This window comes from Micromonospora sp. NBRC 101691, assembly GCF_030269285.1.
Lineage (GTDB): Bacteria > Actinomycetota > Actinomycetes > Mycobacteriales > Micromonosporaceae > Micromonospora > Micromonospora echinospora.
Genome location: NZ_BSTB01000001.1, coordinates 614,769 through 637,932, shown reverse-complemented (window position 1 = coordinate 637,932; position 23,164 = coordinate 614,769). Strand labels below are relative to the sequence as shown.

The 23,164-nt window shown below is 71.3% G+C and carries 19 protein-coding genes, 1 other RNA gene and 1 pseudogene; 16 read left to right on the top strand and 5 right to left on the bottom strand.

The genetic code is table 11. The annotated features are described in order from the left end of the window. Nucleotides 1-122: 122 nt before the first annotated feature. Complete coding sequence (locus tag QSK20_RS02720) at nt 123-380, bottom strand: DUF3040 domain-containing protein (protein WP_088982740.1); 258 nt, start codon at nt 378-380, stop codon at nt 123-125. Between the two features lie 516 nt (nt 381-896). Here QSK20_RS02720 and QSK20_RS02715 point away from each other — a divergent pair. The 5 genes from QSK20_RS02715 (at nt 897) to QSK20_RS02695 (ending at nt 7,398) form a co-directional block, all read left to right on the top strand. Continuing rightward, nucleotides 897-3,011, top strand: a complete 2,115-nt coding sequence (locus QSK20_RS02715) for a DUF1800 domain-containing protein (protein WP_285786929.1) — start codon at nt 897-899, stop codon at nt 3,009-3,011. Nucleotides 3,012-3,019: 8 nt separating this feature from the next. Next, nucleotides 3,020-4,399: a DUF1501 domain-containing protein gene (locus tag QSK20_RS02710; RefSeq protein WP_285786928.1), complete on the top strand. Its 1,380-nt coding sequence runs from the start codon at nt 3,020-3,022 to the stop codon at nt 4,397-4,399. Further along, nucleotides 4,396-5,814: a ferredoxin reductase family protein gene (locus QSK20_RS02705; protein ID WP_285786927.1), complete on the top strand. Its 1,419-nt coding sequence runs from the start codon at nt 4,396-4,398 to the stop codon at nt 5,812-5,814. The genes QSK20_RS02710 and QSK20_RS02705 overlap by 4 nt, the downstream gene beginning before the upstream one ends. 11 nt (nt 5,815-5,825) lie before the next feature. Next, complete coding sequence (locus tag QSK20_RS02700) at nt 5,826-6,425, top strand: FMN-binding protein (protein WP_285786926.1); 600 nt, start codon at nt 5,826-5,828, stop codon at nt 6,423-6,425. Nucleotides 6,426-6,678: 253 nt separating this feature from the next. Continuing rightward, on the top strand, nt 6,679-7,398 hold the full coding sequence (locus tag QSK20_RS02695; RefSeq protein ID WP_285787196.1) for an FAD:protein FMN transferase: 720 nt from the start codon (nt 6,679-6,681) through the stop codon (nt 7,396-7,398). A gap of 241 nt (nt 7,399-7,639) precedes the next feature. Here QSK20_RS02695 and QSK20_RS02690 read toward each other — a convergent pair whose 3' ends face one another. After that, the gene (locus tag QSK20_RS02690) at nt 7,640-8,308 is read right to left on the bottom strand and encodes a bifunctional DNA primase/polymerase (protein WP_285786925.1); all 669 of its coding nucleotides are present in this window, start codon (nt 8,306-8,308) and stop codon (nt 7,640-7,642) included. A 223-nt stretch (nt 8,309-8,531) separates the two neighbouring features. Here QSK20_RS02690 and QSK20_RS02685 point away from each other — a divergent pair, with 223 nt between their 5' ends. From QSK20_RS02685 to mctP, 8 genes and pseudogenes are all read left to right on the top strand, one after another. After that, nucleotides 8,532-9,761, top strand: a complete 1,230-nt coding sequence (locus QSK20_RS02685) for a helix-turn-helix domain-containing protein (protein WP_285786924.1) — start codon at nt 8,532-8,534, stop codon at nt 9,759-9,761. After that, complete coding sequence (locus tag QSK20_RS02680; RefSeq protein WP_285786923.1) at nt 9,758-10,333, top strand: flavoprotein; 576 nt, start codon at nt 9,758-9,760, stop codon at nt 10,331-10,333. The genes QSK20_RS02685 and QSK20_RS02680 overlap by 4 nt, the downstream gene beginning before the upstream one ends. 141 nt (nt 10,334-10,474) lie before the next feature. After that, complete coding sequence (locus QSK20_RS02675; RefSeq protein WP_285786922.1) at nt 10,475-11,026, top strand: M23 family metallopeptidase; 552 nt, start codon at nt 10,475-10,477, stop codon at nt 11,024-11,026. 195 nt (nt 11,027-11,221) lie between these two features. Beyond that, nucleotides 11,222-12,061 (top strand): annotated as a pseudogene (locus QSK20_RS02670) (Nif3-like dinuclear metal center hexameric protein); the annotation flags it as partial. Nucleotides 12,062-12,243: 182 nt separating this feature from the next. After that, nucleotides 12,244-12,981, top strand: coding sequence for a zinc ribbon domain-containing protein (locus QSK20_RS02665; protein ID WP_285786921.1), 738 nt, complete (start codon nt 12,244-12,246; stop codon nt 12,979-12,981). Further along, nucleotides 12,978-14,192, top strand: coding sequence for a bifunctional RNase H/acid phosphatase (locus QSK20_RS02660; protein WP_285786920.1), 1,215 nt, complete (start codon nt 12,978-12,980; stop codon nt 14,190-14,192). Before QSK20_RS02665 ends, QSK20_RS02660 begins: the two co-directional genes overlap by 4 nt. A gap of 269 nt (nt 14,193-14,461) precedes the next feature. Next, nucleotides 14,462-14,722 (top strand): DUF3311 domain-containing protein, encoded by a 261-nt coding sequence (locus QSK20_RS02655; RefSeq protein WP_285786919.1) that lies wholly within the window; start codon nt 14,462-14,464, stop codon nt 14,720-14,722. Further along, the gene (gene mctP, locus QSK20_RS02650) at nt 14,722-16,377 is read left to right on the top strand and encodes a monocarboxylate uptake permease MctP (protein WP_285786918.1); all 1,656 of its coding nucleotides are present in this window, start codon (nt 14,722-14,724) and stop codon (nt 16,375-16,377) included. The genes QSK20_RS02655 and mctP overlap by 1 nt, the downstream gene beginning before the upstream one ends. Nucleotides 16,378-16,486: 109 nt before the next feature. On the opposite strand, the gene QSK20_RS02645 is transcribed toward mctP, so the two are convergent. Then, the gene (locus QSK20_RS02645) at nt 16,487-17,248 is read right to left on the bottom strand and encodes a sulfite exporter TauE/SafE family protein (RefSeq protein WP_285786917.1); all 762 of its coding nucleotides are present in this window, start codon (nt 17,246-17,248) and stop codon (nt 16,487-16,489) included. Nucleotides 17,249-17,353: 105 nt separating this feature from the next. Here QSK20_RS02645 and QSK20_RS02640 point away from each other — a divergent pair, with 105 nt between their 5' ends. The 3 genes from QSK20_RS02640 (at nt 17,354) to QSK20_RS02630 (ending at nt 20,601) form a co-directional block, all read left to right on the top strand. After that, the gene (locus QSK20_RS02640; protein ID WP_285786916.1) at nt 17,354-18,814 is read left to right on the top strand and encodes a hypothetical protein; all 1,461 of its coding nucleotides are present in this window, start codon (nt 17,354-17,356) and stop codon (nt 18,812-18,814) included. A gap of 104 nt (nt 18,815-18,918) precedes the next feature. Then, an RNA gene (rnpB, locus tag QSK20_RS02635) (RNase P RNA component class A) lies at nt 18,919-19,337 on the top strand. A gap of 283 nt (nt 19,338-19,620) precedes the next feature. Then, entirely contained in the window at nt 19,621-20,601 is a 981-nt protein-coding gene (locus tag QSK20_RS02630) for an HNH endonuclease (RefSeq protein ID WP_285786915.1), read from the top strand. Between the two features lie 453 nt (nt 20,602-21,054). Here the strand turns inward: QSK20_RS02630 and QSK20_RS02625 are convergent, their stop codons facing one another. After that, a complete protein-coding gene (locus QSK20_RS02625) occupies nt 21,055-21,786 on the bottom strand; it encodes an HNH endonuclease (RefSeq protein ID WP_285786914.1) in 732 nt (243 codons plus the stop codon). Next, complete coding sequence (locus QSK20_RS02620) at nt 21,783-23,120, bottom strand: AAA family ATPase (RefSeq protein ID WP_285786913.1); 1,338 nt, start codon at nt 23,118-23,120, stop codon at nt 21,783-21,785. Before QSK20_RS02620 ends, QSK20_RS02625 begins: the two co-directional genes overlap by 4 nt. Between the last annotated feature and the right edge of the window lie 44 nt (nt 23,121-23,164).

Below are 23,164 nucleotides of genomic sequence, written 5' to 3'. Positions count from 1 at the left end.
CGTGGTCGGCACCGGACCCGTCGGTCGGTCCGGCAGCGGTCCGTCCGGTGCCGACTCCGCCGAGGACGGTCGGGAGTGACGGCGGCCCGTCCCACGGCGGGACCGGTGGGGTCGGCGGGCCGTCACAGCCATCGCCGTCGGTGCCGCCACAGCAGGGCGGAGTTGGCCAGGAGCACCACGGCGCAGATCGCGCCGGCCACCCGTCCGGCGAGCACGGTCATCGCCGGCAGCGAGGCCCACAGCACGATCGTCAACAGCACCAGGTAGCGGCCCCGGTGCGCCCGCGCCCGTTGGTCGAGCCGGGAAAAGAACGCCGGGTCGCTCTCCCGGAGATACCGGGTGATCTGCTCGAACCTTCGCTGGTCCTCTTTGCTGAGCATGGCGGTGCCTTCCCCTCATGCGGTTCAGCGGTCCGGCGGCATACCCGCTGCGGTGGCGGCTCACGCCCCTGCTGCTGCTTCTTTGCCCGCGATGCCGCGACGGCGTCGGGTGGGCCGGATCCTGGCCGGTGGTTCGCCACCGGCGGCACGCGCGGTCCCGCCTGCGTGTCCGCAGGTGGACGCCTCAGCGACCACTTAGTGGAACCTTAAGTTTCACTGTGCCTGCGGTCCGGCCGGAACCTGCGGCGACGTGGGGAAACGTCGCGTTCGGGCGGTCCGGCCCCGGGTTGGGCCTGCTCGGGACGGTTGCCGCCGCACCGGCGGATATCCGACCTGCCCGGCGCCTGGTGCAGGCGTGTCTTAAGTGGCCCTCCGGGTGGCGTCAGCGCACCTTGATGGCCCTCTACCGCTTGGTTACCGTGCCGTAGAACCCCCCTCAGACATCGACTGCCCTCGCCGTCGCGCCGCACCTGACGCCGGTTCCGGGCAGAATTCAGCAGAAAACAGGATTGGTACATGGCCGACCAGAACGTGCCACCACGCCGGCCGCGGGACGAGGGCCGCTGGGACGGACGACACCACCCCACCCCCGACGCGTACCACGATCCGTACCCGTCCCCGCCGTACTCGTCCGGTTCCGGGTCGACGTATCCGTACTACACCGGCCAGCCCGACGACCCCCGGGCGTCGTACGCCCCGTGGCCGGGACAGGCGCAACCGACGCCGGCCTCCTGGCCCGCCCCGGGTGGGTCGACCGCCCGCCGGGGACCGCAGTGGATCGGCCCGGCCGGACCCGGCCCCCAGGGACACGGCGGTGACCCGGGACTGCCCGACCTGGACGACGACTCCGAGGACAGCCGCCGCCGGAGCCGCCGGCGGGCCCTCGCCGCGCTCGGCGGCACCGCCGCGGTGGTCGCCGGTGGCGCCGCGCTCGCGATGACCCCGCAGGTGCGCGGCCTCTTCGGCGACGACGCGCCCGGCGACGCGACCGTCACCCGGGCCACCGACGGCAACGCGAACCGCCCGAGCGGGCAACAACCGAGCACCGTGCGCACCTACACCGAGCAGAACGAGAGCTACATGGGCTCCCGGGCCGGTGCGGCGCTGAAGAAGAACACCCCGGCCGGTGGCCGTACCTTCTCCGGTCCGGCCGCCGCCGCGGCGGCCACCACGGTCACCGTCAAGACGGTGCTGGCCAAGGACCCGGCCCGGCACCTCGCCACCCGGACCACGTTCGGCGCGACGCCCAAGGTGCTCGCCGACATCGAACGGATGGGCATCGACGCCTGGCTGCGCTGGCAGCTCGACCCGGAGAAGATCGCCCCGACGAAGGCCGAGCTGAAGCTCAGCGAGCTGCCCACCCTGCGGCTGACCCCGAAGCAGCTCCGGGAGCAGCGTGAGCAGCTCAACGAGCGCGGCGCGCAGCCGGAGAAGGAGATGGTGGACGCCACCATCGCCCGGCAGATCTGGTCGGAGCGGCAGCTCTTCGAGGTGATGGTCGACTTCTGGAACGACTTCCTGCACGTCGCCGCCGACTTCGACGGCGGCGAGGTGTACCGGCACTCCTTCGACGTCGACGTGGTCCGCAAGTACGCCCTGACCAGCTACCCGGAGATGCTGGTCGCCGCGAACCGGCACCCGGCGCTGCTGCTCTACCTCAACCAGAACGACTCCCGTGCCGACGCGGTCAACGAGAACCTCGCCCGGGAGAACCTGGAGCTGTACTCGGTCGGCGTGGACGGCGGCTACACCGAGAAGGACGTCCGGCAGGCGGCCCTGCTCCAGACCGGACGGGGAGTGAAGGACGGCGAGTACGTCTTCCGCGAGGACCGGCACTACGTCGGCAAGGTCAAGATCCTCGGCTTCACCCACGCCAACGGCTCGAAGGACCCGAAGAAGGCCGACGCGGTCATCGACGCGTACATCCGCTACATCGCGCTGCACCCCTCCACCGCCCGGTACGTGGCGCAGAGTCTCGCCACCCGGTTCGTCTCGGACACCCCGCCGAAGACGCTGGTGGACCGGCTCGCCAAGACGTACAGCGCCAACGACGGGCTGATCAAGCCGGTGCTGATGACCCTGTTCAGCTCGTCGGAGTTCTGGGCGTCGGTGGGGCAGAAGGTCCGTCGCCCGATGGAGTACCTGATCGCCACGTACCGGGTGCTCGGCGTCTCGCCGGAGGCGTCCCCCGACCACAAGGCCGACGACAGCAAGCGCACCCCGTACGCCCGGGGGCTGCGCCGGATCCACGACCGGCTGCGGGAACTCGGCCACTACCCGATGGGCCAGCCCACCCCGGACGGCTACCCCGACGTCTACGTCGCCTGGACCTCCGCCGGCACGATGGTCAACGGCTGGAACGAGGCCGGTGACGTGGTCAACGGGTACCGCCGGGAGTTCTCCTACGTCAAGCCGGAACGGCTGGTCGCGAAGCCGCCGACCACCGCCGGGGCGTACGTGGACGCGCTCGCCCGGCGGCTCGTGCACCAGAAGCTGACCGCCCGGGAGAAGGCGCTGATCCTCGGCGTCGCCGGGGTGTCGGCCGACACGAAGGTCGACGCGTCGTTCAACGGGGCCGTCACCGCCGTCGCGCGGGCGATCCTCGCGTCCCCCCAGCACCACCTCCGGTGAGGCACCCGATGGAGAAGACTGTGTACTCGTACCCCCTGCACCCCGAATGCCCGGACCTGCGTCGGCTGGCGGACGACCCGGCCGAGGCGCTGCTGCGGGCGGAGGCGGACGTCGTGGCCGCCGAGAACGCCGCCGAACGGGACCGCTACCTGCGCCTGGAGGCGGAGGAGGAGGCCCAGCAGGACGGGCGCGGGGTGACCCGGCGGACCTTCGTCGCCGGGGCCGCCGCCACCGCCACCGCGCTGGCCACCGCGCAGTTCGTCACCACCTCGGCGTCGTTCGCCGCCACCAAGACCGGCACCCTGATCCACGTCTTCCTCTACGGTGGACTCGACGGGCTGAGCCTGGTCGCCCCCGCCGACGACCCGGTGCTGGCCAAGGCCCGCCCCGACCTGCTGCTCGGCTCCGACTCCCTCGCGCTGGCCCGGGGCTTCAAACTGACCAGCGCGTTCAAGCCGCTGGAGAAGTGGCTGAAGGCCGGGCAGCTCGGCTTCGTCCCGGCAGTCTCCGACGAGCGGCTCTCCCGCAGCCACTTCCAGGCCGCCGACGCCTGCAACCTGGGCGGCCTGCCCGGCGAGACCGGCGGCCGGGGCTGGCTGGACAGCCTCGTCGACCACCTCGGCAAGGGCACCGCGTTCCGCAGCGTCGGCATCGGCAGCACCCTGCCCCGGTCGCTGGTCGGCACCAACGGCGCGCTCTCCCTGGGCAGCGTCGGCTCGCTGCGGCTTAACGGCGACGAGAAGTACCGGGCCGCCACCGAGAAGGCCATCAAGGGGCTCTTCACCGGCATCAACCACCCGGTCGAGGAGGCCGTCCAGGACGGGCTCGGCGCGCTCGCCACCGCCCAGAAGCTGGCCGCCAAGCCGTACCAGGCCGCCGAGGGGGTCGAGTACCGGGGCGTCGGCAACTCGTTCAAGCAGCTCGCCCAGCTCATCAAGGGCGGCGCGAACGTGCGGGTGGCCACCGTCGGCATGGGCGGCTACGACACCCACGAGAACCAGGGCACCCGCGACGGCGGGCAGCTCTGGCGCCGGCTCAACGAGCTGGCCGAGGCGATGGCCGCGTTCTTCACCGACCTCGGCGACCAGGCCGCCGACGTCACCGTCATGGTCTCCAGCGAGTTCGGTCGCCGGGTCGCCTCGAACAGCGGCGGCACCGACCACGGGCACGGCGGGGTGGTGACCGTCCTGTCCGGACGCCGGCTCACCGGCGCGCTGCTCGGCGCCTGGCAGGGGCTGGACGACCTCGACAGCGGTGACGTGCCGGAGTACAACAACATGTTCAACGTCTACGGCTCCGTCGCGCAGGGTCGCTTCGGGCTGACCAACGCGGAGGTGGACAAGATCTTCCCCCGGATGAAGTACACCCCGATCAAGATGTACGCGTGACGTACCCCCGTACCCACGCCGCCGGCCGTCGCGGCGGGACCCCGTCCCGCTCCGGCGGCCGGTCGGCTGCGGCTGTACCGCCACGGGTGCCGCCCCGACGCGGGCCCGCCGGCCGCCGCGCGGTGCTCGCGGTGCTCTGGGCCGGGTTGCTGCTGGCCGTGCTGCCCTGGTGGTGGCAGACCCCGGACGACTCGCTGCGCACCACCACCGCCACGCTGACCGCCGCCGGCCGGATCACCGGCCTGGTCGCCGGCTACCTGCTGCTGGTGCAGGTGCTGCTGATGAGCCGACTGCCGGTGCTGGAACGCCGGCTCGGCGGCGAGCAGATCGCCCGCTGGCACCGGGACATCGGGGTGACCCTGCTGGTCGCGGTGCTGGCCCACGTGTCGCTGACGCTGACCGGGTACGCCCGGTTGCAGAAGCAGTCGGTGCTGGCCGAGGCGGGGGTGCTGCTGCGCGACTACGAGGACATGCCCGGCGCGTTCGCCGCCGCCGGCATCCTGACCCTGCTCGGCCTCACCGGGATCCGGGCCGTCCGCACCGCCCTGCCCTACGAGCTCTGGCACCACCTGCACCTGAGCAGCTACCTGGTGCTGCTGCTCGGCTTCGGCCACCAGTTCGCCCACGGCCAGCAGCTCTTCCGTCCCGGACCGGTGCGCACCGGCTGGATCGTGGCGTACCTGCTGGTGGCCGCCGCGCTGCTCTGGGGCCGGTTGGTGGTGCCGCTGCGCTTCAACCTCCGGCACGGCCTGCGGGTCGCCGACGTGGTCGCGGAGAACCCGGACACCATCTCCATCTACCTGACCGGCCGCCGGCTGAACCTGCTCGACCTGCGCGGCGGGCAGTTCCTCCGGTGGCGCTTCCTCACCGCCGGCCGTTGGTGGCAGGCGCACCCGTTCTCCCCGTCCGCGGCCGGCAACGGCCGGTGGGTGCGACTGACCGTCAAGGTCGTCGGCGGGCACACCGCCGGTCTGCGTGGCCTGGCCCCGGGCACCCGGGTCTGGGCGGAGGGGCCCTCCGGGGTCTTCACCGCCGCACACCGCACCCGGGACCGGGCCCTGCTGATCGCCGGTGGCAGCGGCATCACCCCGATCCGGGCGCTGCTGGAGGAGCTGCCGCCGAACGCGGCGCTGATCTACCGGGCCCGGACCCCGGAGGACGTGCTGCTGCACCGGGAGCTGGACTGGCTGGCCGAGGCCCACGGCACCGACGTCTGGTACGTCATCGGCTCCCGCGACGACCCCGGCCCCCGGCGGTTGATGAGCCCGCAGGGGCTGCGCCAGCTCGTGCCGGACCTCGCCGACCGGGACGTCTGGCTCTGCGGACCACCCGGCCTGGTCACCTCGACGGTGCGGGCACTGCGCCGGGCCGGCGTGCCCCGCCGGCAGATCCACCTCGCCACGTTCGAGCTGTAGGGAGGTTCCCCATGCGTCGCGCGTTCCTCGCCGTCACCGGCCTGGCCGCCGGCACGACCCTGCTGGTCGTGCTCAAGGGCGCGCCGGAGACCACCCGGGTCGCCGAGACCGCCGCACCCGAGCGCCCGCCGGTGGTCCCCGCGCCCACCGGTCCGACGCCCGTCGACTCCGCGCCGGCCAGCCCCGACCGGACCGGCGCGCCCCGGAACACCGTGCGGTCGGACGAGCCGTCCACCCCCGCGGCCACCCGCACGCCCCGGAGCGCGGGCGGCCGGACCACCGCCGCCACCCCCACCCCGCGCCGGACCACCGCGCCGCCGTCGGGACGACGTACGGTCACCGGGCCGGTGGTCGGCAACGAGTACGGCAACGTGCAGGTGCGGATCACCATCACCGGTGACCGGATCGTCGACGTGGTCGCCCTGGAACTGCCCGAGGAGACCGCCGAGTCCGACCGGCGCAGCTCCTCGGTGGACAACCGGTACAGCGGCACCGACGGGGAGGTGGTGCGACGGCAGGACGCCGACCTCGACACCGTCTCCGGGGCCACCGCGACCAGCGACGCGTACCAGCAGTCGTTGCAGGCCGCCATCGACGCCGCGCGGCGCTGACATGGCCGCGTTGCGTACCGCCGCCCCGCCGGCCACCCGCTCCGGCCCGGGTGTGCCCGCCCGCTCCGGCCCGGAGGTCGTGCCCGCCCGTCCCGGCCCGGAGGTCGTGCCCGCCCGTCCCGGCCCGGAGGTCGTGCCCGCCCGTCCCGGCCCGGAGGTCGTGCCCGCCCGTCCCGGCCCGGAGGTCGTGCCCGCCCGTCCCGGCCCGGAGGTCGTGCCCGCCCGTCCCGGCCTGCGCCGGGTCGAGCAGGTCATGGGCACGCCGATCAGCCTGGACCTCGCCGACGACCTGCCCCGGAGTGTCCTCGACGACCTGGCCGACGAGGCGTTCGGCTGGCTGCGTGAGGTCGACGCCCGGTTCAGCACGTACCGGGCCGACAGCGAGGTGAGCCGGTTCGACCGGGGCGAGGTGCTGCTCTCCGAGGCGTCCCCCGACCTGCGGCTGGTGCTGGAACGCTGCGCGGACCTCTGGGGGGCGACGGACGGCTGGTTCGACGCGTACGCCACCGGGAGCTTCGACCCGTCCGGTTACGTCAAGGGCTGGGCCGCGCAGGTCGCCTCGGACCGGCTGCTCGCCGCCGGGGCCGCCAACCACTGTCTCAACGCCGGTGGGGACGTCCGGCTACGCGGCCACTCCCCGGCCGGCCGGCCCTGGCGGGTCGGTCTCCAGCACCCGTGGGACCGCAGCGCCACCTTCCTCGTGCTCACCGGCACCGACCTGGCGGTCGCCACCTCCGGGGTCTACGAGCGGGGACACCACGTGGTCGACCCGCGTCGCGGCGAGCCGGCCCGGGGCCTGCGCTCGGTGACCGTGGTCGGCCGGGATCTGGGGGTGGCCGACGCGTACGCCACGGCGGCGGTCGCGATGGGCTCGGCCGGAGCGGGCTGGCTCGGTCGGCTGGCCGGGCACGAACACGCGGTGGTCACCGACAGCGGCCGGTGCCTGCGCTCACCGCGCCTGCCCGTCGCCTGACCGCGTCAGCGGGGTGGGCGGTTGCTTCCGGAGGGGCGACTGCCGAGCGGGCGCGGGCGGCCCGGACGGGAGCCGGCCGGTCTCGTGCCGATCCGGCGGTACGCCCGGCGGCGGTGCGGTGGTGGCTCGGCCCCCTCGGCTCGGCGGGCCGAATCGTCGATGGACATCGTTCCCCCGATCAGGGCGCGACCGCGCCCCCACCCGGAACAACGATGCGCCGCCCCAACGGGACGTGGCGGGGTCAGAAGCCGCGACGGGGGAGCGGGAGTTGGCCGGGGAGCAGATCGGCGGTCAGGGCGACGCCGGTGGCCCGCAGCGCGTCCACCATCACCTTCTGCACGAGGTACGAGTCGGGCAGCCGCCAGCGGGCCTGTTCCGGCGCGAGGGCCCAGCGCACCGGTCCCTCCGGCAGCCGGGTCGGCGGGGCGGGGATCCACGAACCGACCCCGTGCCGGACGACGTGGAAGCAGTGGTCCAGTTCGGGCCGGAGCGGGTCGCCGGGGCGGACCAGGAACATCCACCGACCGGAGGGGGTGACCGCGACCGGACCACGGGCCCGGTCGGCGGGGTGGTCGGAGATCGCGTCGAGCACGTGCCGGCCCAGGTACGAGGGCATCTCCAGCACGTCGAAGGCCCGCCCGGTGGGGAGCAGCACCCCGTGCGGGCGGCTGCGCCACCAGGTCGCGATCCGGGCCGGGTCGGTGCTGGCGGCGAGTTCCCAGTTCTCCAGGGCGGGGTGACAGCCCACGGTCGGGCAGCCGGCCCGGCCACAGACGAAGCGGCTGCGGGCGAGGCACGCGCCGGGGGTGACCTCCCAGCCGTGCATCGCGTACCGGACCGCGATCCGGCGCAGCCGCACCCGTTCGAGCGGCGACAGATGGACGACGTGCGGTCCGACGGTCCCCCACATGGTGTGTGCTCCTCTCGGGTGTCACGTTCCGGTCACGTCGGGCGTCGAGCCCCGTCACTGCCGTCACCGGTGCTCGTTGCGACAGGCGAAATGCAAGTTGCACGAAAGCTATGGGGTTCAGCAGGACGAGTGCCGCACAGTCTGTGCGATCAGGACAAAACAGACTGACGTTTGTCGCCTGTGGTGGGACTCCCGGAGGATGCCGGGCGTGGAAGGAGCGGGAATGGACGAGTTACCGATCGGGCGACGGGTGGCCTACTGGCGTGGGCGGCGCAAGATGTCGCAACAGGTGTTCGCCGATCGGTTGGGCAAGTCCAAGAGCTGGGTCGACAAGATCGAGCGAGGGGTGCGCCGGCTCGACAAGTTCTCCGTCCTCTACGAGATCGCCGACATCCTCGAGATCGACGTGCAACTGCTGGTCGGCCGGGACCCGGAACGGCGCAGCGACGCGTTGCACTGCATCGACCAGGTCGAGGTCGACCAGATCCGGGCCGCGCTGGAGCGGTACGACGCGCTCAGCGCGTACTTCGACGCGGCGCCGTACCCGCCGATGCTCGGCGACATGCGCAAGGCGGTCAACCACGCCTGGCTGACCTACCAGTACGGCCGGTACGGCTCGCTGACCCGGGCGCTGCCGAAGCTGCTGCGCGACGCCCAGGCCGCCGACGCCGCGTACGGCGGCGACGACCAGGGGCGGGAGGCCGCCCACCTGCTGGGGCAGGTCTACCAGGTCACCTCGTCCGTGCTGCGCAAACTCGGCGAGTGCGAGCTGGCCTGGCTCGCCGCCGACCGGGCGCTGGCGGTCTCCCAGCGCGCCGACGACCCGCTCCTCGCCGGGATCGCCACCACCCGGGTGGGCAACGCGCTGCTCGCCATGGGGCGGGCCCGTTCCGCGCTGGAGCTGAACCTGCGGATCGCCAACCGGCTCGCCCCCGGCGGCGGCCAGGACGCGACCCCGGAGCACCTCTCGGTCTACGGGATGCTGCTGCTCCAGGGCGCGATGGCCGCCGCCCGGGACGGCGACTCCGCCACCGTGGACGACCTGCTCGACGGCGCGCAGGAGGCCGCCAACCGGCTCGGCGGGGACCACAACCACTACTGGACCTGTTTCGGGCCGACCAACCTGAAGCTGCACCGGGCCGCCGCCGCCGTCGAGCTGGGCGACGGCGGGCGGGCCGTGGAGACCCATCACTCCATCGAGCTGCCCGCGTTCAACGGGCTGCTGCCGGAGCGGCGGGCCCACCACATGCTCGACATCGCCCGGGGCTTCGCCCAGATCGGCGACGTGGCCAGCGCCGGGGAGATGTTGCTGAAGGGTGACCGGCTCGCGTCGTCCGAGATCCGCTGCCGTCCGATCGCCCACGAGGTGATGTCCGACATCCTGCGTCGCACACGGGGTGCGCCGTCTTCGCCGATCGCGGAGTTGGCTGAGCACATGGGAGTCGGAATATGAACGCGGTCGTCCCCCCGGCGCGCGACCGCCGGCAGGTGCTCTACGTGATCGTCTGTGGTTCGCCACTGGCCGGCCGGGTCGGCCACCTGGTCGAGCTGGCCCAACGGGACGGCTGGGACGTGTGCCTGGTCGCCACACCGGACGGGGCGAAGTTCGTCGACGCGCCGGCGCTGGCCCGGCTGACCGGTCACCCGGTCCGCACCAGCTACAAGCAGCCGCAGGACCCGGACGTCCTGCCACCGGCGGACGCGATGGTGGTCTGCCCGGCCACCGTCAACACGGTCAACAAGTGGGCGGCCGGGATCACCGACACGCTCGCGCTCGGCCTGCTGGTGGAGGCACAGGGGCTCGGCGTGCCGATCGTGGCGGTGCCCTTCACCAACAACGCCATGGCGACCCACCCCGCCTTCCGGGCGGCCCTGGACCGGCTGCGGGAGTGGGGTGTCACGGTGCTCTTCGGCGACGACGTCTACCCCCTGCACGCGCCGGGCACCGGTGAGCGGTACCTGCACACCTTCCCCTGGCAGTTGGCACTGGACGCGCTGTCCGCCCCGGCCTGCCCCGCCAGGTAGCCGTCGAAGTCGGCCGCTCTGCGTAACCCCTATCCGCCGCGCCTGACATTGATCATTCGCGTGTCGCTTGCTTGGATGCCGGGAGCATCGTCAACGACAGGTCTGAATCTCTGTCACGCGCAGGAAAGTGGGGAGAGCGTGATGAACGCATCGAAGGTGCTACGCAGGGTGGTCGCCATGGTGAGCGCGGCGGTGACCGCCGCCGCGCTCACCCTGACCGGGGCCACGCCGGCCTCGGCCGCGAACTACTACTACGAGCTGCCGTACCCGGCGGGTGAGTCGTACCTGGTGACACAGGGGCCGGGAGGCTCGTTCTCGCACACCGACGTGTACAACCGGTACGCCTGGGACTTCGGGCTCCCGGTGAACTACGAGGTCTCCGCCTCGCAGGCCGGCACCATCGTCTACTCGGACTGGTCGCCGTACTGGCAGAACGGCATCGAGGTGATCATCCGGCACTCGAACGGCACGTGCACCCACTACGCGCACCTGAACCGGTCCTTCTACTGGCCCGGCGACTGGGTCCCGCAGGGCCGGATCGTCGGCTGGGTGGGCAGCACCGGGGCGTCGACCGCGCCGCACCTGCACTTCCAGGTGATCAATTGCAGCACCCGGGTGGGCATCTCGGCCGCCCTCCAGGGCTGGGTCCCGTGGACCGGCACCCGGCCGGTGAGCGTGAACCACTACGCCTGATCCGTCGTGCGCCGGGTCGGCCGGCCCGGTTGCTCCGGTCGCCCCAGTTGTTTGCAGGGGTCCCCTACTACCGCTTTCTGGGTAGCAGGGGACCCCTGCTCATCCGCCACCCGTGCGCTCCGTCGCGGCCCGGACGCGACGTGTCCCGAGCCGGGTCGCGTCCCCGCCGGGCCGACGCCGGTAAGCTGGCCCGCCGTGAGCACAACCGGATCCCCACGACCGACGGTCGCCGACGTGGTGGCCGTGCTGGAGCGGCGCTACCCACCCGCCTGGGCCGAACAGTGGGACCGGGTGGGGCTGGTGCTCGGTGAGCCCACCACCGCCGTACGCCGGGTCGCATGCGTGGTCGACGTGGTCCCGGAGACCGTCGACGAGGCCCTCGCGGTCGGGGCGGACATGATCGTCGCGCACCACCCGCTGCTGCTGCGCGGGGTCTCCTCGGTCGCGCCGACGACGTACAAGGGCCGGATCGTGCACCAGCTCATCCGCGCCGACGTGGCGCTGTACGTGGCCCACACCAACGCCGACGTGGCGAACCCGGGAGTCTCCGACGCGCTCGCGGCGCGGCTCGGACTGACCGGGCTCCGCCCGCTGCACCCGCCCGCGCCGGGCAGCCCGGCGTACGGCGAGGGACGCGGCATCGGCCGGATCGGCGAGCTGCCCCACCCGATGACGCTCGCCGAGCTGACCCGGCACGCCGCCGACGTGCTGCCCCCCACCTCGTGGGGGGTGCGTGCCGCCGGGGACCCGTCCCGCGTGATCCGTACCGTCGCGGTCAGCGGCGGCTCGGGCGACGGCTTCCTCGCCGACGCCACCGCCGCCGGGGTGGACGCGTTCCTCACCGCCGACCTGCGCCACCACCCGGCCGGCGAGCACCTCGCCGAGGGGGGACCCGCGCTGCTGGACGCCGCGCACTGGGCCACCGAGCGCCCCTGGCTGGACGACCTGGCCGCGCACCTGCGCGCGACGTTGGGCGTCGAGACGTACGTGTCCGACCTGGACACCGACCCGTGGAGCGTGCACGCCGCGAGCCCGCCGCCGCCCATCGGCACGAGCGCGCCCGCCGACAACCCCACCCACCGGCCCGCGTCGTCTTCGCCGGCCACCCCGCAGGAGAACCACACCCCCGCCCCCGGTGCCACCGCGACCACCCGGGGCCGTACCGCATCCGCCCAGGACGACCTCCACCCCGCCGTGGACGACAAGGAGCCCCGACCGTGAAGGCTGAACCGGCAGTCCAGCGCCGCCTGCTCGACCTCCAGGCGATCGACACCGCCCTCGCCCAGCTCGCCCACCGCCGGCGCACCCTGCCCGAGCGCGCCGAGCTGGAGGCCCTCGCCCGGGAGCTGTCCACTCTGGAGGACCAGCGGGTCCGCGCCCAGGTGGCGGTGGACGACCTGGACCGGGACATCGCCCGGCTGGAGAAGGACGTCGACCAGGTCCGCACCCGCAAGGGCCGCAACGAGGACCGGCTCGCCGCCGGCACCGGCCCGGCCCGCGAGCTGGAGGCGCTCCAGCACGAGCTGACCTCCCTCAACCGGCGGCAGAGCGACCTGGAGGACGCCGAACTGGAGTTGATGGAGCAGCGGGAGACCGCGCAGGCCGTCCTCGACGGCATCGAGCAGCGCCTGGGCGAGGCGCGCGAGAAGCGCGCGGAGACCGAGCGGCGGCGTGACGAGGGCCTGGCCGAGATCGCCAAGGAGGAGGAGTTCAAGCGCTCCGCCCGGCAGCCGCTCGCCGCCGACCTCCCGACCGACCTGGTCACGCTCTACGACAAGATCCGCGAGTCGACCGGGCTGGGCGCGGCCCTGCTGCGCGGTGGCCGCTGCGGCGGCTGCCGGCTCGACCTCTCCGGAGCCGACCGGGCCCGGATCGCCAAGGCCGCTCCGGACGAGGTGGTCCGCTGCGAGGACTGCCGCCGGATCATGGTCCGTACGAACGAATCCGGGCTGTGAGCCTGGACGCGGTGGTCGTCGAGGCCGACGGGGGCTCCCGGGGCAACCCGGGCCCGGCCGGCTACGGCGCCGTGGTCCGCGACGCGGCCACCGGTGAGGTGCTGGCCGAACGTTCCGAGGCGATCGGCACCGCCACCAACAACGTCGCCGAGTACCGGGGACTCATCGCCGGCCTGACCGCCGCCGCCGAACTCGGCGCGACCCGGGTCGAGGCGCGGATGGACTCCAAGCTGGTCGTCGAGCAGATGTGCGGGCGCTGGCAGATCAAGAACCCGGGGCTGCGTCCGCTGGCCGCCGAGGCCGCCGTGCTGGTCCGTCGCTTCGCGGCGGTGACCTTCACCTGGATCCCCCGGGACCGCAACCGGCACGCCGACGCCCTGGCCAACGCCGCGATGGACGCCGCCGCCGGCCGGGCTCCGGCCGCCCCCGCCACGACCACGCCCCGCACCGTCGAGCCGCCACGCGAGGTGGCCGCCCCGGACTCGCCGGCCCGCGCGGCCGCGCGGGAGGCCGCCGCCCGTGCCGCCACGAAGGCCACCACCGGCACCGACCCGGCGACCGCGCCCGCCTCCTGGGAGCCGCGTGGCACCAGCGAGGCGACCCGGCTGGTCCTGGTCCGGCACGGCCAGACCGAGTGGACCGCGCAGCGTCGCTACTCCGGCCGGGGCGACGTGCCGCTGTCGGAGCGGGGGCGGGACCAGGCACGGGCCACCGCCGCCCGGGTGGCCGCGCTCGCGCCGACCGTCGCGGCCGTGGTCAGCTCACCCCTGTCCCGGTGTACGGCCACCGCCCGGCCGATCGCCGTCGCGCTCGGCGGCGTCCCGCTGCGCACCTCCGACGACCTCGTCGAGTGCGACTTCGGCGCCTGGGAGGGCCGCACCTTCGCCGAGGTGCGCCAGGACTGGCCCGGCGAGCTGGACGCCTGGCTCGCCTCCACCGCGGTGGCCCCGCCGGACGGTGAGTCGTTCACCGACGTGACCGTCCGGGTGCGCCGGGCGCTGCGCGGGCTGCTCGACGCGTACCCGGGGGAGACCGTGGTGGTGGTCTCGCACGTCTCCCCGATCAAGATCCTGCTACGGGACGCGCTGGCCGCCGGGGACGCCTTCCTGCACCGGCTCTACCTCGACCCGGCCGGGGTGTCGGTGCTCGACGTCTGGGCCGACGGCGGGGTGGCCGTCCGCTCCGTCAACGACACCGCCCACCTCGGCTGACCCTCACCCTCGACCGGGGTGAGGTGGTAGCAGGGGCCCCCTGTTACCGCTTTTTGCCGAGCAGGGGACCCCTGCAACCACCCGACGCGGCGAGCGGGGCGCGTCGACCCGTGGATGGGAGTCCGATCTGCGGGGTGTGCGGTGATGTGCCGCTCGGCGCAGCCGGCACACCGCTGAGCGCAGTAGCCCGCTGTCATGAGTGACGGCGGTCACAATATCGATAACCTCCGGGCCGTCTGTGTGCACTACGACCTCCCGGAGGTGGGCCCATGGCCGCGACCGAACCGGAGCCGCCGACCCCGACGCGACGGCCGGCCACGGTACGTTCCCGGGCGAAGGACCACAGCCCGTGGAACTGGCTGCTCTTCGTCCCGATCGTGGTACCGCTGATCCCCGTGCTGTTCAACGGCGACTCGCCCCGGATCTTCGGCTTCCCGCGCTTCTACTGGCTCCAGCTGGCGTACATCCTGCTCGGCGTCGCCACCACCACGCTGGTCTACCAGATGACCAAGAAGCGGGGTGACCACTGATGTGGCGTGACCACCTCACTGAGATCATCGTCTTTACGGTGCTGTTCCTGCTGGTCAGCGCGATGGGCTTCGTCGCCGCCCGGTGGCGGGCACCGAAGGACATGGCCCACCTGGACGAGTGGGGGCTGGGCGGACGCAACTTCGGCGGCTGGATCACCTGGTTCCTGGTCGGCGGTGACCTCTACACGGCGTACACCTTCGTGGCGGTGCCGGCGCTGATTTTCGGAGCGGGCGCGGCCGGGTTCTTCGCCGTGCCGTACACCATCGTCATCTACCCGATGGTCTTCCTGGTGCTGGTCCGGCTCTGGTCGGTGTCACACCGGCACGGCTTCGTCACGCCGGCCGACTTCGTCCGCCGGCGTTTCGACTCCCCGGTGCTCGCCCTGCTCGTCGCGATCACCGGCATCGTCGCCACCATGCCGTACATCGCGTTGCAGTTGGTCGGCATCGAGGCGGTGCTCAAGACGATGGGCGTGACCGGGGAGAGCACGTTGGCCCGGCACCTGCCGATCATCGTGGCGTTCGCCATCCTCGCCGCCTACACCTACCAGTCCGGACTGCGTGCCCCCGCGCTGATCGCCTTCGTCAAGGACAGCCTGATCTACGTCGTCATCCTGGTGGCGGTGCTCTACCTGCCGTACAAGCTGGGGGGTTGGGGTGAGATCTTCGACGCCGCGGACGCCAAGTTCGCCGCTTCGGAGAACCCGAACGACGGCATCCTGCTCAACGCCAACAACCAGCTCCAGTACGTCACCCTGGCGTTCGGCTCGGCGCTGGCGCTGTTCCTGTACCCGCACAGCCTGACCGGCGTGCTGGCCAGCCGGAACCGTGACGTGATCAAGCGGAACATGTCCGCGCTGCCCGCGTACAGCCTGCTGCTCGGGCTGATCGCGCTGCTCGGCTACATGGCCATCGCGGCGCAGGTGACCCCGTTGCCCGGCGCGAAGGAGGGCACGGTCGACAGCAACACCGTCGTGCCGGTCCTGTTCGACCAGCAGTTCCCGGACTGGTTCGCCGGGGTGGCGTACGCGGCCATCGGCATCGGCGCCCTGGTGCCGGCGGCGATCATGTCGATCGCGGCGGCGAACCTGTTCACCCGCAACATCTACAAGGAGTACCTGAAGCGGGACGCCACCCCGGCCCAGGAGGCGAACGTCTCCAAGATCACCTCGCTGGTGGTGAAGGTCGGCGCGGTCGCCTGCATCGTCTTCCTCGACCCGCAGTTCTCCATCGACCTGCAACTCATCGGCGGCGTGATCATCCTCCAGACGCTGCCGGCGGTGGCGCTCGGCCTCTACACCCGCTGGTTCCACCGGGGCGCGCTGATCGCCGGCTGGGCCGCCGGCATGGGACTCGGCATGTGGATGCTCTACCAGATCCCCAACGCGGCCACCGGCCGAAAGCACTTCGGCGGCTCGGCCTTCCCACTGGCCGACTTCGGTGTCGACACCAGGATGACGATCTACGTCGGCATCGTCGCGGTGCTGGTCAACCTGGCCGTCGCGGCGATCGTCACCCTGGCGCTGCGAGCCGCCCGGGTGCCCGAGGGGGCCGACGGCACCACGCCCGACGACTACTTCGCCGACGAGGACGACCCCCGTGTCACCGCCGGCCCGAACCGGGACGCCGACAGCGCTCCGGAGCCGGTCGCCTGAGGTGGGGTGGTTGCAGGGGTCCCCTCCTCATCAAAAAGCGGTAACAGGGGACCCCTGCAACCACCCCCGGCGCAGTCCGACCCCCGGCGACACCCCGTCCGGTGCCCACTCAGCGCAGCGCGCGGTGCAGCAGGTAGCCGCCGATCACCGTGCCGAAGACCACGATCAGGGACTTCAGCACCACCGGCGGCAACCGGCGGACCAGCCGTGCGCCCACGTACCCGCCGACCAGCGTCGCCGGAGCGACCACCGCCACGGCGGCCCAGTTCAGCGGCCCGAAAGCGGCGAAGATCCCCACCGTGGTCAGCCCGACCACCGCCGATAGCAGGTTCTTCAACGCCGACACCCGGGCCAACGCCTCGTCCAGCACCAGGGCCAGCCCGGCAATCAGCATCACCCCGAGCGCGGCCCCGAAGTAACCCCCGTACACCGTGCCGAGCAGCACCATCGCCTGGAGCGTGACCACCCGGCGGCGCGCACCCAGGTCGCGCGGATGACCGACCAGCCGGCGCAGCGGATCCTGGAACGCCAGCACCGCCGTCGCCCCGAGCACCAGGAACGGTACGACCAGCTCGAACGCCCGGGCCGGCGTGTTGAGCAGCAGCAGCGCCCCGACCGTCGTACCGAGCAGGGCGGTGGGCAGCAACGCCAGCACCGTCCGTCGGGGCGGCAGGTCCCGCCAGCTCCCCGCCACGCTCGCCAGGTACCCGGGACACACCGCCACCGAGTTGCTCACGTTCGCCGCCACCGGGGGCAGCCCCACCCCGATCAACGCGGGAAAGGTGATCAGGGAACCGCCGCCGGCCACCGCGTTGACCGTGCCCGCGGCGAGACCGGCGACGAGCAGCAACGCGGCGTCGGAGAGATCCATGGCGACCCGAGGCTACCCCCAGGACACCGCCCGGACGCACACCCCACCCGCGTCGACCCGCCGAGGCGGCACGCTTGCCCGCCGCGGAAACGGGAAGAGCCGCACATGGCCCAGCCCCGACCACGGGAGACCCGTCGTGCCGCCGGTGCCATCCTGGCCTGCGCCGTTCTCGCCGCCCTGCTCCGGCTGCCCTTCGTCCGGACCGGTCTCTCCATGGACGAGGGCGGATACGCCCACGTCGCCCGGGAATGGGCGCGCGGCGTGCCGCTGTACCGCGAGGCATGGCTCGACCGGCCGCAGGGACTGCTCCTGACGTACCGGATGCTGCTCGGCCTCGACCCCGACGGCGGCGCCATCCGGATCGGCGCGGTGGCCGCCGGAGCGACGATCACCGTGCTGGTCGGCCTGACCGGCTGGCTGCTCGCCGGCCGGCGCACCGGCACGATCGCGGCGGCGCTCTACGCGGTCGTGGGTGTGGCGCCCCGGATCGAGGGCTTCACCCTCAACGGCGAACTGCTCGCCAGCGTCCCGGCCGCCCTCGCGGTCACCGCCGCGCTGCTCTGGCGGCGGTACCACACCCGGACCTGGCTGGTCGTCGCCGGCATCGCCGCCGGGGGAGCGGTCACCATGAAGCCCTCCGGGCTCGACGGCCTCACCGCCGCGCTGGCCGTCCTCGCCGTCACCACCGGACGCCACCCCCACCGGTACGCCCTCCTCCTGGCCGGAGCCGCCCTGCCGGTCGGACTCTGCGCCCTGCACGGCGCGACGGTCGGCTGGTCGCGGTACTGGCACGCGCTCGTCGGCTACCAGTTGGCCGCGCTCGGCGGCACGACCACCGGCGTCGACGACCGTGGCACCGCCCTCCTGCACAGCCTCCGCACGGCCGCGCCGGAACTCGCCGCCCTCGGAGTGGCGGCCGCCATCGGCCTCTGGTCCGTACGCCGACACCGGACGACGACCGCGACCGTGGCCGCCTGGCTCGCCGGTGGCCTGGTCGGAGTCAACCTCGGCGGCTCGTACTGGCCGCACTACTGGGTCCAACTCCTGCCCCCGCTGACCGTGCTCGCCGCCGTCACCGTCACCACCGTCGGAGCACACCGCCCCGGTGTGCGTGCCGCCGCCTTCGGGGCCGTGCTGCTGCCGCAGGTCGCCTGGCTGGCGGCGCTGGTCCCGGCCACCCCCGCGCAACGGGAACGAGCCGTCCCGTACGCCGAAGCGGCCCGACGCGACGCGCGGATCGCGGCGGTGATCCGGGCCGGGACCCGCCCCGAGGACCAGATCTTCGTGCTGGTCTCGCAGGCCGACATCTACTTCCTCGCCCGGCGGCGCACCGACTACCCGTACCTGTGGGGCAAGCCGATCGAGAAGATCCCGGACGCGCTGCCCCGGCTCCGGACGATGCTCGACGGGCCGAACCGCCCCCGGGTGGTGGTGCTCAACAACGCCCCGGCGCGGGTCGATCCCACCGGACAGGTCGAGCGGATCCTCGCCGAGCACTACCGCCCGTGGCGGGAGGTCGAGGGGGTGCCCCTGCTCCGGGCCGTACCGGACACCCCGCCCCGCTGACTCCCGTCCGGCTCGCGGTTCGCCCGTTCGCCCGGCCGGGACGCCGGTGGAACGGGCCGGCAATAGTCGCGGCCGTCGCGTCGTTAGGATGAGAGCGCGACGGACGAGTCGACCGGGCGGTCGCGTCGGCGGGCCAGGTGCCCGCCGCCGAGGAACGTCCGGACTCCACAGGGCAGGGTGGTTGTTAACGGCAACCCGGGGCGACCCGCGGGACAGTGCCACAGAAAACAGACCGCCGCGCCCACAGGGCGCGGTAAGGGTGAAACGGTGGGGTAAGAGCCCACCAGCATCCCGGGTGACCGGGATGGCTCGGTAAACCCCACCCGGAGCAAGGCCAAGAGGGCCGCCGACCGCGAGGACGGTGGCCTGCGCAGACGCTTGAGGGCGGCCCGCCCGATGTCTGCGGGTAGGCCGCAAGAGCCTGCCGGCGACGGTAGGCCGAGATGGATGGCCGCCGCCGATGCGGACCCGGTGACGGGGTACGCGTCGCGCACAGAATCCGGCGTACAGGTCGACTCGTCCGTCGCCCACCAGCTCATAGCCTTGATCAAGGCTATGAGCTGGTCTTATTTCTGGCTGTCTATGGGCGTTGTTGGTCGATGTTGGCCAGCATTTGACGGCCTGGCGACGGCCTGACGGCCTGGAGACGGCCTGATCTTGGGCGTTCCGTGGGCTGGCTGGGATTGCGGCCAACTGCCCCTGATCTTGAGCTCCGGGCGACCCAGTCGCATGTCTCCGCCTGCGTTGTTGCGCTCTATCGGCAGGTGCCCTTCGGCCCTGTCGCACGGGCGTCGTAGCCTCGGCCGGTGACCCTCGCCGATGTAACCCGTGTCAGTGTGCTTGCCGCGGTAGAAGAGTTCGACCGGCTCGGCCGAGACGCCTTCCTCAAGTCGACCGGCTTTGGCAGGTCGCGAGCCTACTACCTCGACCATCAAGGGAGCCTTTACGACTCGAAAGCGATCATCGGGTACGCACACGGCGTCAGTACTGGGACAGCTTGGGGTCCCGCTGACTTCAGCGGCGGCGACAAGACAGTTGCCCAACGACTAGAAGCACTCGGCTTCGTGGTCGCCTTCCTGCCGAATCCGGACTGGACTCGGGACGAGATCATTCTCGCGTGCGACCTCGTACTGGCCAATGGTTGGCGACAGCTCGACGCCAACGACGAACGAGTACGAACTCTGTCAGAACTACTGCAAAGCCCTGCTATCCACCGCGGTCGTCGGAATCCGGACTTCCGCAACCCAGCCGGCGTCGCTCTGAAGACCTACAACATCGTGGCCGACAGCAGCAACGGCAACCAACTAGACAAGCTGGTACGCCAGGAGTTCCAGGATCAGCCGACTGAGATGCAGGCGTTGGCTGGCCGCATCCGTGAGCTGCTTCGCGAAGAAGCCGAAGTAGAGCCGGTAAGCAATGATCCCGACCTCGACGAGATGTCGGCACGCGAGGGTGGGGTCACCTTGCGGGCTCACCTTCGCCGAGAGCGCAACCCAAAGCTCCGGCGCCAGAAGCTGGCCGACGCGAAACGCCGCGGCATGGCCATCGCTTGCGAGGTATGCGGATTCGACTTTCAACGTGTCTACGGCGACAGAGGACGCGATTACATCGAGTGCCACCACCGGACTCCACTACACGTCTCCGGCGAGACCAACACGCGTCTCAGCGACCTTGCCTTGATCTGCTCGAACTGTCACCGGATGGCTCACCGCGGCAGCCCCTGGCTGACGATTGAACAGCTGAAGGCACTGGTAACTGCGTCGTCAGCCTCTGTCGGAGCCGTCTGAACGTCAACCGCATCTGGACTCGGCTTTCGTGTCACGGTCCGGCACCCGGCGGACACCGCCACAGCAGCGCCCTTGACCTGACCCGGACCGGCGACGGCGTCGGCTCCTGGGCGACCGGCCCGACCACGGCGGCCCCCTCCCCCTTCCCAGGTGCCGGGTTTGACCTGACCTGGATTGCGGTAGCGGCTGGCGCGGGGGGTCGTCTGCTCGGGCACGGCGGGTGCCGCCCCCATGCTTGGGGCTTGCCGCTCGTGCCTTGCGGGGCATTCTCGGGGTCGCGCTCCGGCGATGGTCGGTTCTAGCTCCTGCTGCGCCGTGCGCCGGGGCGTGACCGGCCGCCAGGCCGCACGCGCGCCCCGGCGCGACACGGCGGCGGGCCGCTTGCGGCCCGCCCTTGACCAAGTAAAGAAAATCTGAACACACGCTACGCAAGATCTCCTGACCTCAGAACGACTACAGGCGGCAGCCGGGAAAGACCGACTTCACTACAGGAAGACTGTTCAGTGCATAACGGGCCAGTTTCGGGGCAACTGCCTTGTGAACGAGACGGTCGGTGGCGACGTCGTGCGCGAAGTGATGGAACGCGTCGACTACCGGCAAGAAACGCAGATCCTCGAGGTCGTCGGTATCGATCAAAGGCTTTTCTCGCGCTGCCTGCTCGAAAACACGGATGACGCCGCGCCATGATCGATATCGCGCCTCAACTAGCTCGCTGCGGGCGTTGAGCCCGAGCACGTCGATGGTCTCGCGACCTTGGGGTGTGAGTTCGATAAAAAGCCCGGTGCTGGCGAGGGTCATGTGATCGGCAGAGTCGTCGACGCTCGGGTCTAGTAGGAGCGGATGCCCCATCGGGTCGACCGGGAAACTTTCCTTCTTTGCCTGCTGATTGCAGTAGCCGCAGGCGAGGATGTGGTTTTTCCATTCGAAAGTCTGCGCCGGATCGCGGGCGATTGGCACGAAGTGGTCGACGTCCGTGCCACGGCTTTCGTAGCAGTACATGCAGAACGAAGGTCGCGCGCACATCCCCAGAAGCTGAGCTTTGAGCTGCCGACGAGTACCGGTCGCACCGCTCCAACTCGTGCGAGCCGTCTTTTGAGGGGTGGCGCTGGCGACAATCTTTGCGGTCTTGTCGGTCAGGCGCTCTGAAATGTGCGCGGGAAGCGGCCGACGCGTGATCGGGATCAAACGTCGTCCCCTAGCACGTCCCGCACCCGACTGCCGGGCGACGGCGACAGGGCCTCGGACAATTCTGTTAGCCTGGCCAGATCTTCTGGGCTTGCCTGACCACGAATGGCAAGTCGTTCCAGTCGGGTCAGTGCAGTTCGCAGCTCGTCAACACGTTCAGAATATGGAGAGTCCAATCCGAAAAGCTCCGTCAGAACGGCATCGTCGCCACTTCCGTTCACGACGCGTCGAAAGAGCTCATCTTTGGCGATGCGCGGCGGGAACTCCTCCTCAGGTCCGGGAAGCTGGATTAGGCCGCCCGGCGACGCGCTCTGGCAAATATATGGACTATGGCTTGTGACAATGAACTGAATGTAAGGGAAGTGCTTCAATAGCCAGGGCGCGATACGCTTCTGCCAGGAAACATGAAGATGTACGTCGATCTCATCGATAAGAACGACTCCCGATGTCAGGAGGACTGCCCGACCGTCTTTTGACCACTCGATCTTCCCGTCGAAGCACTCATTTATTTGGCGGACGATGTCGGTTATCAGTGCCGTAACGGTGCGGTATCCGTCGCTCATCTCATCGATCCGGACGGGCGAACCGGACTCCTTGGTGATCCATAGGCCGTCCGGATCGACCCTATCGACTAAATAGCCGTCGGGGAACAGGCCGTCGTTAAGTAGCCCGATGACGCGTTCCTCCAATTCCGCATAGCCTGCACGGCCGGACCGGGCGCGATAGTTGACCTGCTGAAGCCACTGCACGGTCTCGGCGAGTGAGGCTTCCTCTCGAAACAGGGTTATGAAGCGTGCCGCTGTCCAGTCTCCGGCCATCAGGCGTGCGACCTCGCCGCTCGTGCCGGCCAAGCGTCGGAACGGCCCGTAGCCTGCGGCGAACCAGCCGGTCGGTTTCGGAGACCAGAGAGATCGCTCGGCCATCTTGCCTCCTCGCCCGCGGCGTGTGTCGGCTTGGGGCCGTGCCCGCGCGCCCTCAGTCCGCTCCCACTTCAACGCAGCGGAGAAGACGTCTGCAGGCCGGCCCGTGCCAAGGTTGACTTCGTAGAAGTCCCGTACTATTTCCGCGTTGACTGTTGCTACTGTCTGCCCGTGACTAATCCAGTCGCGGTCGCCCTCCGTCAAACTGTTTGCCACTTCGGGACCGGCCAGTGCGGTTGCGGCGGCACGGAGAAGGGTTGTTTTGCCTGATCCGTTGCGGCCTGCGATAACGCAGAACCCCTTATAACGCTTGTAGAAGTCCTCGTCCTCGGGGCTCCGCTCAAAGCGGAGGTCGACGGCGCGAGAACCGTAAAAGCCCCGCACTCCTTGGATGCGCAGGCGATGTAAGTACACCGACAGTCCTCCACAAATCTTCGATCCGTACTTAGTCGTGAGCG